Consider the following 12,944-nt stretch of genomic DNA (forward strand, 5'->3'; position numbering starts at 1 on the left):
ATAGACCGTCGTCGACGAGTCGTGGGAGTCAATCTTGGCGTCGAGCACGAGGTCCCACGCGGCCCGACCCTACCCGACCCGGCGACGCGGTTGGAAGATTGCCGGGCGGATGCGCCTCATCGTCGCGGCGCCACTGGTCGCCGTCATCGGCTTCGCCGGCCTCGCGCTGACCGAGAGCGCGCGCCAGACGACCCGCGCCAGCGAGCTGGAGGTGCTGGCGCGCCTCGGCGCGGAAGCCGGTGACCTGGCCTACCGGCTGCAACGCGAACGGATCGCCGCCGCCGACCTGCTCACCTACGCCGCCCCCGAGCAGCAGGACGCCTTCGGCCTCGAGATGGCCGCAACCGACGCCGCTGTCGCCCGCTACCGCGAGCAGCGCGACCGGGTGCCCACCGAGGCCGACGCCAACCGGGCCCTCCTGCGCCGCATCGACGCGGCCCTGGACGGCCTCGCCCCGCTGCGCACGCAGGTGCGCACGGCCGCGCACGCCTCGGTGTCGGCGATGACCTTCAGCTACCGCATCGCGATCGCCGACCTGATCAACTTCCGGGAGAACGTCTCGCACGGCGTGGTCAACGCCCAGCTCGCCGACGGCATCCGGGCCTCGGCGGCACTGTCGAAGACGGCGGAGGCGATCGGTCAGCAGCAGGTGGCCGTGCTCCGCGCGGTGGCGGCCGGCGAGCTGACCCCGGCGATGCAGCAAGACATCACCGCCGCCCGCACCAGCTACACCGAGTCCAGCCTGTCGTTCCTGGCCCTGGCCCCCTCCGACTGGAGCCTCTGGTGGGAACAGGCCGGTACGGGCAGGGAGGCGCTCGTCCTGCAACGGATGCAGGACGAGGTCTCCCGAGCCCAGCCGGGAACGCGACTGCGACTGGCGACCACCGACTGGGTGTCCACCACGCAGGACCGCGCCGCCCGCCTGTCCGACCTGCGGGGCCGGGTCGACGACGCGGTGCTCGAGGACGTCCGGGCCGCGCACACCGACCAGCGTCGCCGGGCCGTGGCCGAGGCGGTCGGCGTCCTCCTGGCACTGCTGCTGACCGCGCTGGTGACCTGGGCCGTCGCCCGGCAGATCACCCGGCGGTTGCGTCGCCTGCGCGACGCGGCCAACGCCGTCGCGTTCGAACAGCTCCCGGCCGTGGTGGCCCGGCTCCAGCAGCCCGGCAGCGCCGCCGTCGACCCCCACGAGCTGGCCCGCCAGCAGTCCAGCGCCGCCCTCGAACCGTCCAGTGAGGACGAGATCGGTGAGCTGGGCCAGGCGTTCAGCGCCGTGCACCGGGCGGCCGTGCGGACCGCCGCCGAACAGGCCGTCATGCGCGCCAACACCGCCGACATCTTCATCCACCTGAGCCGCCGTGAGCAGCGGCTGGTCGACGCCGTCCTGGCCCAGGTCGACCTGGTGGAGCGGGACGAGACCGACCCCGATCGGCTCCACCAGCTCTACACGCTGGACAACCTGGCGACCCGGATGGGCCGGATCAACGCCAGCCTGCTGGTGCTCGGCGGCGTCGGCGTGGGACGCGTACGCCAGCACGACGTCCCGCTGCAACAGGTGCTCCAGGCGGCCCTGTCCCAGATCGAGCACTACGCGCGGATCCGGCTCGGCATGGTCGACGGCGACGTCGCCGTCGCGGCCAGGTCCGTCGACGAGGTCGTGCACCTGCTCGCCGAACTCATGGACAACGCGACGACGTACTCGCCGCCCGGGAGCGAGGCGTGGGTGACCGGCCGGAGCCTCGGAGACCGGGTCATCGTCCAGATCAGCGACGAGGGCGTGGGGCTGTCCCCGCAACGGCTGCAACAGCTCAACGAACTGCTGGCCCGCCCGCCGGCCATCGACGTCGCCGCCGTACGGGCGATGGGGCTCGTCGTCGTCGGCCAGCTCGCGGCGCGGCTGGGAGCGAGCGTCCAACTGCGACGCGGCCCCCGACGCGGCACCCTCGCCGAGGCGACGCTGCCCGCGGCGATGATCCGGTCTCTGCCACCGGAGGAGTACGTGCTGGCGCCCGGCCGGCTGTCGCGGCGGGCAGCCCGTACGAGCAACCCTCCACCGCCGTACCAGCCTCGCCCGCAGCCCACCGCGGGGCGACCCCCGGCCGAGCGGACCCTGCCGGCGGCGCCGGTGTTCCGCCCGGCCCCGGCGCCCGCGGACCGGGGTGAGGCGCCCACCGAGGAGCTGCTCATCTTCGAACAGGTCAACCACTGGTTCCACACCGATGTCGTGAACGGTCAGGCAGCCCAGGAGTGGTCCAGTCCGGCCGACGACGCCTGGCGTACCGCTGCCCAGGCGCACACCCCCGAAGTCGCCACGACGACCACGTCCGGCCTGCCCAAACGGCAGCCGCAGCGGCATCTCGTGCCCGGCGGCGTCACCGTGCCCCAGCAGCAGCAACGGTCCGAGTACCGCGACCCGGCCCAGGTGGCCACGGCGATGGCCGCGTACGCGCGCGGGGTGGCGACCCGGCGACGCACCCCGATCAACCTCGGCAAGACATGACGCGACAGGAGAGCACGTGAGCGACCAACAGGATCTCGGCTGGCTGCTGGACAACTTCGCCGCGCGCGCGACCGAGGTCAGCCACGCCATCGCCATCTCCAGCGACGGTCTGATGGTGGCCGCCACCCGCGACCTGCCGCCGGACCGCGCCGACCAGCTCGCCGCGACGGGCAGCGGGTTGGTCAGCCTGCTGCGGGGCGCGGCGGCCTTCTTCGACGCCGGCGCGGTGATCTCCAACGTCACACAGCTCGAAGGCGGGTTCATGTTCTCGATGGCCTTCAACGACGGCGCCTCGCTGCTGGTGCTCGCCGCGCCGGAGTGTGACGTCGGCAAGGTCTCCTACGAGATGACCGAACTGGCCAACCGCATCGGGGACGCCCTGACCCCCGCGGCCCGAGCGGCACTCGCCCGCAGCCGCTGACGACCCCCGGCGCCCCCACGCCGGAGACCCCTCCCTTCCCCTGGAGAAACAAATGTCTCTCACCACCCCTCGGCGCAGCCGTGCCCTCACCGCCTCGTTGCTCGCGCTCGTGCTGACCCTCGGCACGGCCTGCGGCGACGACGGGCCCGGCAGGAGCGCCAGCGGCTCGATAAAGATCGGCCTGCTCGCGTCGCTGTCCGGGACGTACCAGGCCGTCGGTACGGAGATCCGCGACGGCTTCCAGCTCTACCTCGACACCCACGACGGCAAGCTCGGCGGCCGACAGGTCGACCTCGTCGTCGCGGACGAGGGCAACGGCGCCCAGACCGCGGTGCCGGCGGCGACCAAACTGCTCAAGCAGGACCGCGTGGCCGCGCTCACCGGTATCGTCGGCGGCGGCTCGGTCGCCGGGGTCACGCCGCTGCTCAACGAGACCAAGGTGCCGCTCGTCGGTTCCAACGGCCGGCCGGAGCTCAAGGACGTCTCCCGGGTCTGGCACACGTCGTACCTCTCCGACGAGCCCGGAGCGGCGATCGCCCAGCACGTCCGCGACAACGTGAAGGGCTCGGTGTACGCGATCGGCCCGGACTACCAGGGCGGGTGGGACGAGCTGCGCGGCTTCACCGACGCGTTCGCCAAGGCCGGCGGGAAGCTGGCCAACCCGGACGGCAAGACCACCTTCACCCCGTTCCCGGCCACGACCAACTTCACCCCGTACTTCGCCCGGATCAAGGCCTCGGGCGCGGCGGCCGTCTACACCTTCTACGCCGGCAGTGCCGCCGTCGACTTCGTCAAGCAGTACGCGCAGTCCGAGATCAAGGACATCCCGCTGTACGCGGCCGGGTTCCTCACCGAGGGCGGGGTGCTCAACGCGCAGGGCGAGGCCGCCCGGGACATCTACTCGGTGCTCAACTACTCGCCCGACCTCGACAACGCCGAGAACCGTGCCTTCGTGGCGGCGTGGAAGGCGAAGCACGACGGCTCCCCGACGACGTACGCGCTCGCCTCCTACGACGCGGCGGCCGTGCTGGACCGGGCCATCGGGGCCGCCGGAAGCGACCCGACGCCGGAGGCCATCAACAAGGCCATCGGTCAGCTCGGCCAGATCGCCAGCCCGCGCGGCACCTGGCAGTTCTCCACCACCACGCACTCCCCGGTGCAGAAGTGGTACCTGCGGCAGGTCCGGCAGGATGGTCGGGCGCTGTCCAACACCGTCGTGGGTGACCTCGCGACCGTCGGACGGTGATCGCGGTGGCGGCCGGCACGAACCGGATCGACCCGTACCTGATACCGGCGCTGGACGGGGTCGCCTACGGGCTGCTCGTCTTCGTGGCGGCGTCGGGTCTGGTCTTCTGTTTCGGCGTCGCCAACATCCTCAACCTGGCGCACGGCACGCTCTACGCGATCGGCGGGTACACGGCCGCCGCCCTGCTCGACGGCGGCTGGGCGAGTCTGGCGTTGGCGCTGGCGGTCGGCGTGCTGGCCGCCGCCGCGGCGGGTGTGCTGCTGGCCGGCCTGCTCACACCCGTCGCCACCGGCAACCACCTCACCCAGGCACTGCTGACCTTCGGCGTGGCGCTGGCCGGCGGCAGTCTGCTCGTCGCCGGCTTCGGACCCGACGACCCGCAGGTCCGGGTGCCCGCAGCCCTGGACGGGTCGGTGGTCGTCGCCGGCCACCGCTACGCCGCGTACCGGTTGGTGTTCATCGTCGTCGCCGCGGTGATCGCCGCCGGGCTCTACCTCGCGGTGCGGCGGACCCGGGCCGGGATGCTGGTGCGGGCGGCCGTCGACGACGCGGAGATGGTCGCCTGCATGGGCGTGAGTCCCGCCCGGATCCGGGCCGGTGTGCTCGCGGCCGCCGGCGCATTGGCGGGTGCGGCCGGGGTTCTGGGCGCGCCCATCATCGGCCCGGGCGCGGACACCGCCGACACCGTGCTGCTGCTGTCCCTGGTGGTCGTGGTCCTCGGTGGCCTCGGATCGATGGCGGGCACCCTGCTCGCCGCACTGGTGATCGGTGAGATCCAGACCCTCGGCGTGGCTCTGCTGCCGTCGGCCGCACCGTTCCTGCTGTTCGCCGCCATGGCGGCCGTCCTCGCCGTGCGGGCGCGTGGCCTCGCCACCAACCGGAGGGCGACATGAGGGACGAGGTGATCCGCCGGGGACGCGGTGCCGTCGCGGCGCTCGTCCTGGCCGGCCTGGTCGTGGCGCCCTGGGTGGTCGACGACTACACCGCGGCGATCCTCGCCCGGACGCTGGCGCTGGGCCTGGTCGGGGTGAGCGTGGCTCTGCTCACCGGCGTCGCCGGCATGCCCACCCTCGGCCAGACCGCCCCGTACGCGGCCGGCGCGTACGCCAGCGCCGTGCTCGGCAGCCAGATCTCCGACGTCGGCGTCGTGCAGGTCGCCGTCGCGGCAGGTGCCGGGGCGGTGCTGGCCGCGCTGACCGTGCCCCTCGTCGTCCCCGCCCGCGGGGTGATCGTCCTGATGATCACCCTGGCCATCGGGGAACTCGCCGTGACCGTCCTCGGCCGTTGGCGGTCGGTGACCGGTGGCACGGACGGGTTGGCCGGTATCTCCCCCGTCCGTCCGTTCTGGGGTCTGCCGGTCCTCACCAGCGACCAGGCGCGCTACCTGTACACGCTCGTCGTCGCGGCCACGCTCGTCGGCGCGGTGCTCCTGCTGCTGCGTACCCGGTTCGGGCTGCTGCTGCGTGCCGGCCGGGACGACGAGACGCGGCTGCGGGCCAGTGGGCACCGGGTGCCGCTGCACCTGTCCGGCGCGCACATCGTCGCCGGGGCGATCGCCGGTGCCGCCGGCTCCCTGCTGGTCGTCGCCCAGCAGTACATCTCGCCCGCCGACTTCGGCTTCGACACCTCGGCCCTGCTGCTGCTCGGCGTCGTCATCGGTGGTACGGCCTCGGTCGGTGGCGCCCTGGTGGGCGCGGTGCTCGTCATCGCCGTGCGGGACTGGTTGTTCGGGGTGCTGCCCGGCCACGCGCCGCTGGTGCTGGGCGCGCTGTTCGTGGTGACGGTCTACCTGCTGCCCACCGGCGTCAACCGGGCCCGGGGCCCACGCGGTGGGTCGCGGCCGCCGGCCGCCGCGCCGAGCCGACCGGACGCCCCGCCCGCCCGTGACCACGCCACGGTACCGGAGTTGCGCGCATGAACTGCCTGCTCAGCGCCCAGGAGGTCAGCGTGCGGTACGGCTCGCTCGCCGCGCTCGCCGGCGTCGACCTGTCCATTCACGACGGTCAACGGCACGCACTCATCGGGCCCAACGGCGCCGGCAAGACGACCCTGCTCAACGTGATCGGCGGGTCGACGAGGCCGCACCGGGGCACGGTGACGTTCAACGGACGGGACGTCAGCCGACTCGGGCCGGCGGCGCGGGCCCGCCGGGGCATCAACCGGATCCACCAACGGCCCGCGGTCTTTCCGACGCTCACCGCCACGGAGAACGTCGTGGTTGCCGCGCTGCCCCGGGTCATCCGGCCGCACCGGTGGCGGCCCGGCGGAGGTCGTCGCGCGGCCCACCACCGGGCCGGCCCGCTGCTGGAGCAGATGGGCCTGACCGACGTCGCGGCGGTGCCCGCCGGCCACCTCGCACACGGCGAACGACGCCAGTTGGAGATCGCCATGGCTCTTGCCGGCCGCCCCCGCCTGCTGCTGCTCGACGAACCGGCGGCGGGGCTGTCCGCCACCGAGGTCGGCCGGCTGATCGAGCTGCTCAGGGCGCTGCCCAGGGCGGTCGCCGTGCTGCTGGTCGAACATCGACTGGACCTGGTGTACGCCCTCTCCGACACGGTCACCGTGCTGCGCGACGGCCAGACGTTGGCCGCCGGGACGCCGGACGAGATCCGTACCTCGCCGCTGGTGCGGCAGGCCTACGCCGACGGGGTGGCCTGATGCTGTGCGTGGAGCGCCTCTGCGCCGGCTACGCCGGGGGCATCGTGCTGCACGAGGTGAGCCTGCGGGTGCCTCCGGGCAGCATCCAGGCCGTGGTGGGTCGCAACGGCGCGGGCAAGAGCACGCTCGTGCACACGATCGCCGGCCTGGTGCGAGCCTCCAGCGGTCGCATCGAGATCGGCGGGGTGCACGTGGCCGGGCGGCAACCCCATCGCATCGCCCAGTCCGGGGTCGGTCTCGTCCCGCAGGGCCGGCGGGTCTTCTCCCGGTTGACCGTGGCCGAGCATCTTGTCCTGGCGGCCGCGCCGTGGCGTGCCGCGACCCCCGGCGGCGAGGGTTGGACGGTGGCCCGGGTCCTCGAGCTGCTGCCGAGGCTGGCGGTGCGGCTGCGTCACCGCGGCTGCGAGCTGTCCGGCGGCGAGCAGCAGATGCTGGCGATCGCCCGTGCGCTGCTCGGTCAACCCCGGGTGCTGCTGCTCGACGAACCGTGTGAGGGGCTCGCCCCCGACCTGGCGGCGCGGGTCCGTGAGCTCATCGGTGGCCTGGCCGCCGACGGGCTGACCGTGCTGCTCGTGGAGCAGCAGCTCCAGCACGCGATCGAGATCGCCGACCGGGTGGCGGTGCTGGAGTACGGCCAGGTGGTCTACGACCGACCGACGGCCGAGGCCCGTACCGACCCGGCCCCACTGGCGGCGATGTTGAGCGTCGCCGCCGTCCCGCCGCCTCCAGCGAACCGACCGACCCCCCGGCTCTGGGCCGACACCCCGTAGGTCACCCGACCCCTCTCGGAGAGGTAGACACCGATGGCAACCGCGACCACCGATGGTGCGTACACCTTTGACAACGGCGCACCGGACGCCGTCCCGCAGATGCAGGCGCTGGAGTCCTTCCTGGATCCGATCACGATGCGCCGCCTGGGCCGCCCGGTCCTGCGCCTGGGGGCGAGGTGCTGGGAGGTCGGGGCCGGCGGTGGCTCGATGGCCCGGCGGATCGCCCGGGCGGTCGGCGAGGACGGCAACGTGCTGGCCACCGACATCGACCCCACGCATCTCGTGTCCGAGGGCAACCTGCACGCACGCCGCCACGACGTCCGCACCGAACCGCCGCCCGGGGACGCGTTCGACCTGATCCACGCCCGGCTGGTGCTGCTGCACCTGCCCGATCGGCGCCGGGTCCTGCGCACGCTCGCCGGCGCCCTGGCCCCCGGCGGGTGGCTGGTGGTCGAGGAGTTCGACTGCACCGCGCCACTGCGGGTGCTGACCGCGCCGACCGACGACGCGGCGAAACTGTTCGCGCAGGTGATGGACGCCATGATGGGCGTCCTGCAGGATCACGGCGCCGACCTGGGGTGGGCGCAGGACGTGCACACCGAGATGGCCCTCGCCGGTCTGACCGACCTGGACACCATCACCCACTCGCAGAGCTGGGTCGGCGGTTCGACCGGAACGTCGCTCTACGAGACGAACTCCCGCCAGCTGGAGCCGGACCTGCTCGCGGCGGGACTGTCACCCCACCAGCTGAGCGCCTTCCGGCGGCTGGTCCGCGACCCCGCGTTCGCCGTCATGTCGTACCACTTCGTCTCCACGCGGGGCCGCCTGCCGGGCTGACCGGCAGATGGACCACGCGCGGAGAACGGTCGCGCCGTGCCGTACCTCTCCCGCCGCAGCACGCCCCCCGCTGAGCCGGACAGCTCTACGCAGGCGCCGACCGAACCGGCCGGGCTCCCCGCCAGGGAGCCCGGCCGGCCGCGTGTCGGCAGGTCAGTGGTGGCGGCCCTCCCCCACCCGGTACGTGCGCAGGTTCGGGTCCGCCTTGATCTGCGACTCCGTGTACTTGACGGTGTCCCAGCCTTTGCCGGAGTAGAGCGCGGTCTGGTCGGCGTACCAGGGGGAGTTCGGGTTGGTCGACTGGGAGTAGGTCAGGATCTGCCGCCCGGACGGCCCGTGCGGGCCCAACTCGACGGCCATCACGAACGACGACCCGTGCACCACCTTCGGGTAGCCGACGCCGGGCACCCGGTTGTTGACGATCATGTTGAAGATGCCGGCCTCGGCGCGCCCGCCGTGGATCGGGATGCGCTGGTCGCCACGCGGTTCGGTCTGCACGTCGCCGAGGCGGGCGTCGAGCGGGATGCCGGCGAGGCGCTGCACGGCGTCGGCGAGCGCGGTACGCACGCCCGGGTTGGCGGTGTCGAGCCGGCGCGGCGTGCGCACCGGGTCGGTGGCGGCGAAGGCGTCGGCGAAGCGCAGCCCGTTGGCCAGCACGAACTCGGTGAACAGGTGCGCGCCGCGGCTGTCCAGGTCGGCGTGCAGGTCCCAGCGGGCCAGTGCGGCGCAGGCGGCGCGCAGGTCGACGGTGGCGCCGTTCGAGGCGGTGCCGGTGGGTTGGGCGGTGCAGAGCGCCACCAGGTCGTCGCGGACCAGCTCACCGCCGTACACCCGGTTGCCGAAGACGGTCCGCCACAGCCGGTCGGCGGTGAACCCGCGCCCCGGCAGCCCGTCGGTGCCGGCGAGACGCTGCTGGACCTGGTCGAGGCCGAGACGGGTACGCAGGCTGCGCGGGGTGCGTTCGTCGCCGAGGATCCGCGCGTAGCCCTCCAGCGGGGCCTGCGGGTTGGCCAGCCAGTAACTGTCGTTGGAGTTGGTGACGTAGTCGGCGCGGAAGCGGACCGGCAGGTTCGCCGGGCCGAGGATGCCGGGCACGGCGGCGTCCGGGTCGGCGCCGAGCGCGCAGGCCGACCGGGAGCCGTCCAGGACGGCCTGGCCGCTGCTGGCGTACAGCGGCTGGAACGGCGCCGGGATGCAGGCGGCGGCGAGGGCGTCGGTCACCCGGGGCACCACCGAGTGGTCGGCGTAGAGCGCCTCACCGCGGGCGTCGGCGGCGATCACGTTGACCCAGGGCAGGAACTGGTAGCGGTCGAGCACCCGCTTCAGGTCGCGGACCGTCTCGGCGCGGCCCATCTGCAGCCAGCCGTCGAAGGCCCGGTTGTTGGTGGCGTTGATGTCGGTGATGGCGTACGCGGTGCCGGCGGTCCAGTCGAAGGTGCCGGGCACGACCACGACCGGCCCGAAGTGGGTGTCGTGGAAGGTCCGGCTGACCGGCACGGTGCCGCCGTTCGGGCCGGGCACCTGGACGGTGACCGTGCGGGTGGTCATCCTCCGCGGCCGACCGTCCACGTAGTACGAGGTGGGGTCACCGGGGACCAGCGCGAGGCGGTGCCAGACGAACCGGCGCGCCGTGGAGACGGTGTGGCTCCACGCGAGGGTGCGGTTGTGCCCGATCTCGACGATCGGGTCGCCGATGAGCGCGGCGCCCTCGACGTCGTAGCGGCCGGGCACCCTGAGGTGCATCCGGTAGAAGCGTTCCGCGCCGTCCCACGGGAAGTGCGGGTTGGCGAGCACCATGCCGCCCCGGTTGGCGGTCGCCTCCTCACCCAGCCCGTACGCGTTGCTGCCGACGCCGGCGGGTGCGCCGTCGCGGGACGCGAGCACGGCCGCCGCGCCGGGAGCGTCCTGGGCGGCGGCCGGGCCGGTGGCGGTGGGTGGCGCCGCGGCGACGATGCCGTCGAGCAGCGCCCGTGAGCCGGCCCGGACCATGCTGGACCAGGTGGTGCGCCAGACGTCCAGCTCGGTCAGGGGGCGTACCCACGGCTTGGCCCGGCAGGCCGGGTCGGTGAGCTTCGCGGCGCCGGTGCGGCGCAGGTAGGAGTTGTAGCCGGCGACGAAGCCGCGGATCTGGTCGCGGACGTCGTCGGACGGCGAGTGCACGCCGTCGCGGCGGCCGTCGAGCAGCCGCTCCACCGCCCGGTCGTCGATGGCCTTGCGGAAGAACAGGTCGCTGCGCACGTTCGCGTCGGTGGGGCCGGTCGCGCCGAAGTAGCGGGAGCGCTCGCCGTTGACCGTCACCACCTTCTCGGCGATGACGCACAGGTTGTCCTCCGCCTGCGCGTACCCGACCCCGAAGCCGAGGTTGGCGTAGCTCGTGGCGGTGATGTGCGGGACGCCGTAGGACGCGCGGCGGATCTCGGCCGAGTAGCCCCGGTCGCGCTGGTGCGCGCCGGCCGGGGGCACGCTCAGGCCCGCCACGATCAGGCCCAGGACCACCCCCGCCGCGCCGAAGCGTGTTGATCTTGTCACCGCGTCCTCCCCCCGTCGTCCCCCGGACGCCGCTGCCCGAGGGACATTCACGTTGATCGGCATTCTCGTCGCTGTCGTGCCGTCCCGTACACCCCCGCCACCGCCTCGGCGACGTGTCGGCACCGGTGTCGGTGACGTGTCAGGGCCGTGTCAGGCGACCCGCGCAGGCTGTACGACATGACAGCTGACCTGGTGATCGAGGCCGAGGGCCTCGTGAAGAACTTCGGGCAGACGAGGGCGCTCCAGGGCGTGGACCTCGCCGTGCCCCGGGGGACGGTGCTCGGGGTGCTCGGCCCCAACGGCGCCGGCAAGACCACCGCCGTGCGCATCCTCTCCACGCTCCTGACCCCGGACGGTGGCACCGCCCGGATCAGTGGCTTCGACGTGGTCCGCGACGCCGAGCGGGTCCGGCAGACCATCGGCCTCACCGGCCAGTACGCCTCGGTCGACGAGGACCTGACCGGCCGGCAGAACCTGGAACTGTTCGGCACGCTGCTGGAACTGGGGCGTGCCGGCTCCCGTCGCCGGGCCGTCGAACTGCTCGAGTGGTTCGACCTGACGGCCGCCGCCGACCGGCAGGCCAAGACCTACTCCGGCGGCATGCGCAGGCGGCTGGACCTGGCCGCCAGCCTGGTCGGCTCGCCGGACGTGATCTTCCTGGACGAGCCGACGACGGGGCTCGACCCGGCCAAGCGCGAGGACATGTGGGACGTGGTCCGATCGCTGGTCACGAACGGCTCGACCGTCCTGCTCACCACGCAGTACCTGGAAGAGGCCGACGCGCTCGCGGACGCCATCACGGTGATCGACCACGGCCGGGTCATCGCGTACGACACACCCGAGGGGCTCAAGCGGGTGGTCGGCGGGCAGACACTCGAGGTCCGGCCGTCCGATCCCGCCCACCTGCGCCGGGTCGCGGCGATCCTGTCCGAGGTCGGCTCGGGCGCGCAGGCCGACGAGATCCGCAAGGGCGTCCTCGCGGTGCCGGTCACCGACGACGAGGCCCTCACCGAGAGCGTCGCGCGGCTCGCCGCCGCCGGCATCGCGGTCACGGAACTCTCCCTGCACCTGCCGAGCCTCGACGAGGTGTTCTTCACCCTCACCGGGCGGACGGCATCCGAGGACGACACCACCAACCTGAAGGAGGTCGCGGCATGAGCACGCTGGTCGACGCACCACCCACGAAGAGCCCGGTGCTCTCGACGGCCGTTCCGCACCCGCGACCGTTCCGGCTCGTCCGACATTCCCTGGCGCTCGCCAAACGCAGCCTCATCAAGACCTGGCGTACGCCCGAGGCCCTGATCGACGTCACGCTGCAACCGGTGCTGTTCCTCATCATCTTCGTGTACATCTTCGGCGGCGCGGTCGCCGGCTCCACCCACGACTACCTGCAGTTCCTGCTGCCCGGCATCCTGGCGCAGACCATCGCCACCGGTGCCATCGCGATCGGCGTCAACCTGAACACCGACATCGCGAAGGGGATCTTCGACCGGTTCCGGTCCCTGCCGGTCCCTCGCTCCGCGCCCCTGGTCGGCGCCGTCCTGGGCGACGTGGTCCGGTACGTGATCGTCACGGTCTCGACCCTGGCGATCGGCTACCTGCTCGGTTTCCGGATCGACTCCGACCCGCTCCGGGCGATCGCCGGCTGCCTGCTCGCGGTGCTGTTCGCGCTCTGCCTGAGCTGGCTGCCGGTCTTCGTGGCGATGAAGGTGCGTACGCCGGGCGCGGTGCAGGGCCTGATGTTCGCGTTGATCATGCCGTTGAGCTTCGCGTCCAACGTGTTCGTCAGCGCCGACACCCTGCCGGGCTGGATGCAGGCGTTCGTGGACGTCAACCCGATGACCCACCTGGTGGCGGCGGTGCGCGGGTTGTTCCTCGGCACACCGGTCGGCTCGCACGTGTGGTGGACGCTCGCCTGGTGCGCCGGCTTCGTGGCGCTGTTCATGCCGCTGGCGCTGCGCGCGTACCGCAAGAAGATCTGAG

11 protein-coding genes are annotated in these 12,944 nt (G+C 73.0%); 10 read left to right on the plus strand and 1 reads right to left on the minus strand.

Translation table 11 applies throughout. The features are described from left to right. Nucleotides 1–109: 109 nt before the first annotated feature. The 8 genes from AB0K07_RS22105 to AB0K07_RS22140 are packed head-to-tail and all read left to right on the plus strand — an operon-like array spanning nucleotide 110 to nucleotide 8,432. Entirely contained in the window at nucleotides 110–2,500 is a 2,391-nt protein-coding gene (locus AB0K07_RS22105; RefSeq protein WP_363757305.1) for a nitrate- and nitrite sensing domain-containing protein, read from the plus strand. A 16-nt stretch (nucleotides 2,501–2,516) separates the two neighbouring features. Then, on the plus strand, nucleotides 2,517–2,921 hold the full coding sequence (locus AB0K07_RS22110) for a roadblock/LC7 domain-containing protein (RefSeq protein WP_089021419.1): 405 nt from the start codon (nucleotides 2,517–2,519) through the stop codon (nucleotides 2,919–2,921). Between the two features lie 52 nt (nucleotides 2,922–2,973). Continuing rightward, nucleotides 2,974–4,167, plus strand: a complete 1,194-nt coding sequence (locus AB0K07_RS22115) for an ABC transporter substrate-binding protein (RefSeq protein ID WP_363757306.1) — start codon at nucleotides 2,974–2,976, stop codon at nucleotides 4,165–4,167. After that, on the plus strand, nucleotides 4,164–5,060 hold the full coding sequence (locus tag AB0K07_RS22120) for a branched-chain amino acid ABC transporter permease (protein WP_363757307.1): 897 nt from the start codon (nucleotides 4,164–4,166) through the stop codon (nucleotides 5,058–5,060). The genes AB0K07_RS22115 and AB0K07_RS22120 overlap by 4 nt, the downstream gene beginning before the upstream one ends. Then, nucleotides 5,057–6,085 (plus strand): branched-chain amino acid ABC transporter permease, encoded by a 1,029-nt coding sequence (locus AB0K07_RS22125; RefSeq protein WP_363757308.1) that lies wholly within the window; start codon nucleotides 5,057–5,059, stop codon nucleotides 6,083–6,085. Before AB0K07_RS22120 ends, AB0K07_RS22125 begins: the two co-directional genes overlap by 4 nt. Then, a complete protein-coding gene (locus AB0K07_RS22130; RefSeq protein ID WP_363757309.1) occupies nucleotides 6,082–6,825 on the plus strand; it encodes an ABC transporter ATP-binding protein in 744 nt (247 codons plus the stop codon). The genes AB0K07_RS22125 and AB0K07_RS22130 overlap by 4 nt, the downstream gene beginning before the upstream one ends. Further along, nucleotides 6,825–7,595 carry an ABC transporter ATP-binding protein gene (locus AB0K07_RS22135; protein ID WP_363757310.1) on the plus strand — a complete coding sequence of 257 codons (771 nt, stop codon included), beginning with the start codon at nucleotides 6,825–6,827 and terminating at the stop codon, nucleotides 7,593–7,595. Before AB0K07_RS22130 ends, AB0K07_RS22135 begins: the two co-directional genes overlap by 1 nt. Nucleotides 7,596–7,628: 33 nt before the next feature. Further along, a complete protein-coding gene (locus AB0K07_RS22140; RefSeq protein WP_363757311.1) occupies nucleotides 7,629–8,432 on the plus strand; it encodes a class I SAM-dependent methyltransferase in 804 nt (267 codons plus the stop codon). Between the two features lie 153 nt (nucleotides 8,433–8,585). Here AB0K07_RS22140 and AB0K07_RS22145 read toward each other — a convergent pair whose 3' ends face one another. Next, nucleotides 8,586–10,961, minus strand: a complete 2,376-nt coding sequence (locus AB0K07_RS22145; RefSeq protein ID WP_363757312.1) for an acylase — start codon at nucleotides 10,959–10,961, stop codon at nucleotides 8,586–8,588. A gap of 177 nt (nucleotides 10,962–11,138) precedes the next feature. Between AB0K07_RS22145 and AB0K07_RS22150 the strand changes: the two genes are divergently transcribed. Next, nucleotides 11,139–12,119 carry an ATP-binding cassette domain-containing protein gene (locus AB0K07_RS22150; protein ID WP_363757313.1) on the plus strand — a complete coding sequence of 327 codons (981 nt, stop codon included), beginning with the start codon at nucleotides 11,139–11,141 and terminating at the stop codon, nucleotides 12,117–12,119. Then, nucleotides 12,116–12,943, plus strand: coding sequence for an ABC transporter permease (locus AB0K07_RS22155; RefSeq protein ID WP_363757314.1), 828 nt, complete (start codon nucleotides 12,116–12,118; stop codon nucleotides 12,941–12,943). Before AB0K07_RS22150 ends, AB0K07_RS22155 begins: the two co-directional genes overlap by 4 nt. Nucleotide 12,944 lies beyond the last annotated feature (1 nt).

Source organism: Micromonospora sp. NPDC049301 (genome assembly GCF_040678715.1).
Lineage (GTDB): Bacteria > Actinomycetota > Actinomycetes > Mycobacteriales > Micromonosporaceae > Micromonospora.

What these genes read in the sequence shown, in the direction of transcription:
- AB0K07_RS22105 (WP_363757305.1), top strand. Translation starts at nt 110, where the DNA reads ATGCGCCTCATCGTCGCGGCGCCACTGGTCGCCGTCATCGGCTTCGCC.
- AB0K07_RS22115 (WP_363757306.1), top strand. Translation starts at nt 2,974, where the DNA reads ATGTCTCTCACCACCCCTCGGCGCAGCCGTGCCCTCACCGCCTCGTTG.
- AB0K07_RS22125 (WP_363757308.1), top strand. Translation starts at nt 5,057, where the DNA reads ATGAGGGACGAGGTGATCCGCCGGGGACGCGGTGCCGTCGCGGCGCTC.
- AB0K07_RS22130 (WP_363757309.1), top strand. Translation starts at nt 6,082, where the DNA reads ATGAACTGCCTGCTCAGCGCCCAGGAGGTCAGCGTGCGGTACGGCTCG.
- AB0K07_RS22135 (WP_363757310.1), top strand. Translation starts at nt 6,825, where the DNA reads ATGCTGTGCGTGGAGCGCCTCTGCGCCGGCTACGCCGGGGGCATCGTG.
- AB0K07_RS22140 (WP_363757311.1), top strand. Translation starts at nt 7,629, where the DNA reads ATGGCAACCGCGACCACCGATGGTGCGTACACCTTTGACAACGGCGCA.
- AB0K07_RS22150 (WP_363757313.1), top strand. Translation starts at nt 11,139, where the DNA reads ATGACAGCTGACCTGGTGATCGAGGCCGAGGGCCTCGTGAAGAACTTC.
- AB0K07_RS22155 (WP_363757314.1), top strand. Translation starts at nt 12,116, where the DNA reads ATGAGCACGCTGGTCGACGCACCACCCACGAAGAGCCCGGTGCTCTCG.